Annotated in this window: 2 protein-coding genes; both read right to left on the bottom strand. The window is 68.4% G+C overall.

All coding sequences use genetic code 11. From position 1 onward, the window contains the following. Nucleotides 1–193: hypothetical protein (locus VKP62_04915; GenBank protein ID MEB3196526.1), on the bottom strand; the 193-nt coding region annotated here is incomplete at its 3' end. Nucleotides 194–303: 110 nt separating this feature from the next. Continuing rightward, nucleotides 304–2688 (bottom strand): hypothetical protein (locus VKP62_04910; protein MEB3196525.1); only part of this gene is annotated, 2385 nt, incomplete at its 5' end.

Below are 2688 nucleotides of genomic sequence, written 5' to 3'. Positions count from 1 at the left end.
AGGTGGCGCCGTCGAGCCCGATCAAGGTGGCGCCGTCCATTCCGATGAGGCCGGCCTTGTTGGCGGCGGCCGCGCCGGCGGCGGGGTTGCGCAGGGTCGGCTTGGCGGGGGCTGGTCGTCCGGCCAGGTTACCGCCCTGACAGGCCGCGAGGCAGAGCGAGAGGGCCAATGACCAGCTGATCCGGGTGCGCATGCAATTCCTCAGGCCATCCGGCGGCGGCCGGCGAGTCGGTGTGCTGCTCTCATACCCCAAACAAATCCCGCAGAGGGGCTCTGTTTTCGTCGGCTTTGTCGCCCTGGCATTCAGGGGCCCAGCGTGAGTTCGTTCAGCTTGCCCGTGTACAGGTCGACGAAGACCAGCTTGCCGCCGTCCGGTCGCACCACCATGGTCAGCGGGCTGAAGCCCCCCTCGAAGGTCGTGGACAGGCCCAGGCCCGCCAGCGTGCGCAACTTGCCATCCGCATCCAGGCGCCGGATGCGTCCGTCCAGGTCTTTGAGCGGGAGGCCATTCATGAGCTTGGCCATGTCGAAGCCCGTGCCCTCGACGAACTGGGCCATGCCGCGCGTACCCACCTCGGCGATGTAGAGGCGACCGGCCGGATCGAAGGCCAGCCCCGTCGGCAGCAGCAAGGAGGCCTCCCGCGCCGGGATATCCCGTTCATCGGCCACGGTGTCGTTGGTGATCTTGGCCAGGGTTGGAAAGATGCCGTTGCCCACCTCGGTCGTGAGCATCCCGTCCGGGCCGAGGCTGAGCACCTGGTTGCGCATGAGGTCCGTGAAGAAAATGCGACCGTCAGCGGCCACCGTCAGGCCCAAGGCGGCACCGATGCGCACGCTCTTCGCTCCCACACGGCCCTCGAGGGGCCCCAGTGAGGCGGTCGAGGCGGAGGAACCGGCCAGGTGGGTCAGGCGGCCGTCTTTTTCGACCCGCCACAGCGCGTTGAAGCGTTCGAACGTCACGGCGTTGGTGGAACTGGCTGCACCGGGCGCCAACATGGTGTCGCTGGAGGCACGTTGCATGACCGCCGAGAAGACCGGCAAACCCTCGGGCGTGGCAGCCACCGCCGCCACCTCGCGGAACGAAACGTTGCGGGCCTGGAGGGGAATATCCTCGCGCCAGAACGCCAGCGTGTCATCCGGATTACCCGCCACCACCTCCAGCTCCCCGTTGGCGTAGAGCCGGCTGATGCGCCGGGAGTTCATCTCGGCGATGAAGAAGTCCTCGCCCACCCGCGCGATCGAGAGGGGGCCATCCAGCTGGTTGGCCTTCACGCGCCCCGTCCAGCCGATCCGGCCGGCCTCTCCTCCCGCGATGATGCTGAGCCACCCGTCTTGCAGACGACGCACGGTGTGAGCCCCCACTTCCACCAGCACGGGGCGGCCCGTGGAATCGAGCGTGACCCCGCCCGGGATGTTCAGGGCCGATTCCAGCGCCAGTTCCTGGCGGGCGGCCCGGCTGCCGATCACGGTCGTGACCTCGCCTCCCGGCGCGATCTGGCGGACCAACCCGTTGGCGTAATCCGTGAGCAGCACGCTGCCATCGGGCCGGCGGGCCATGTAACTCGGCACGTTGAACCTGGCCTCCAGGCGTCCCACCGGGCCGTCGTTGACCCCGGCTTCGCCCGCGCCGGCGTAACGTTCCCGGCGACCGTCGGGATAGATCCGCTGGATCACGTGCTGGAGGCGTTTGACCTTGTCGGACAAGGTGACGAGCACGCTGTTCTCGACATCCGGCAACAGCGCCGAGTAGATCTTGTCATAGGGTTCCGTCGCGAGGCTCATCATCTTCCAGTCTCCTTCGCCTTCGCGCCGCCAGAGGGCCCCGCCGGACATCACCCACACGGCGCCATCGGGCGTCTGGCAGACGGCGCTGATGGTCTGGGTGGTCGTCCCGATCAGGGGAGCGGGAATCATCTCGGCAAGCCGCGCCTGTCCATCCAGGCGCCAGAGCTTGTGGCCCTCCACGCTGCTGCCTTCCCCTAACCAGAAGCCTCCCTGGGGCGCCGGGGCGATCGCCGTCAGTGGTCTCAGCGAGGCCTCGCGCCCGTTCAGGCCAATGGCCGGTGCTGCTGTGCCGCCACCGGCGAGTCGCTCGCGCCCGCTACCGTCCAGGTTGCAGCGATAGACCCGTTTGCCCCACCGGGAGGCCAGGTACAGGCGCTCGTCCGGTCCCACGAAGAGCCGCTCGAAGGCCATGCGTGGGTTGATCTCGGGGTCCGGCGGTGCGCAGATGCCGAACAGGGCCTGCATGTTGCCGGCAGGGTCCACCCGCAGGACCGCGCCGGAAAGCTCGAAACCCAGGTACATGGAGCCGTCCTTGGCGGCGGCGATGCCAAAGGGCAGGGGCAGGGGAGTGTTCAGGGCCTTGAGGTTGTCCCGGCAATAGCCCGTGCCGGCCACGGTCATGACGCGCCGTACGGCTTCGAGGGCCTCGCCGAGGGCCTGTCCGAGCGGGTTCTTTTCGGCGGCGAACTGGTCCATGGCCCGGGCCAGACCACTGGGCATGGTGGCCTTCATGTCGGGCGGGGTTTGCGTGGCCATCGTGGCCAGGGTTTTCTCGTGGGCCTGGCGGGCGAGTTCGGTGGTCAGGCGGTCGAGGCTCTCGGCGGGGTCGCGCTGGGTGGTGAGGATCGTCTCACCGATCCAGCTGGTGAGCATGGTCGAGGCGGTGTCGAGCTGGATCGGGGC

It is taken from the genome of Candidatus Sericytochromatia bacterium (assembly GCA_035285325.1).
GTDB lineage: Bacteria > Cyanobacteriota > Sericytochromatia > S15B-MN24 > JAQBPE01 > JAYKJB01.
Note: the sequence above shows the minus strand (reverse complement) of the source record. Positions and strands in the feature narration are given on the sequence as shown.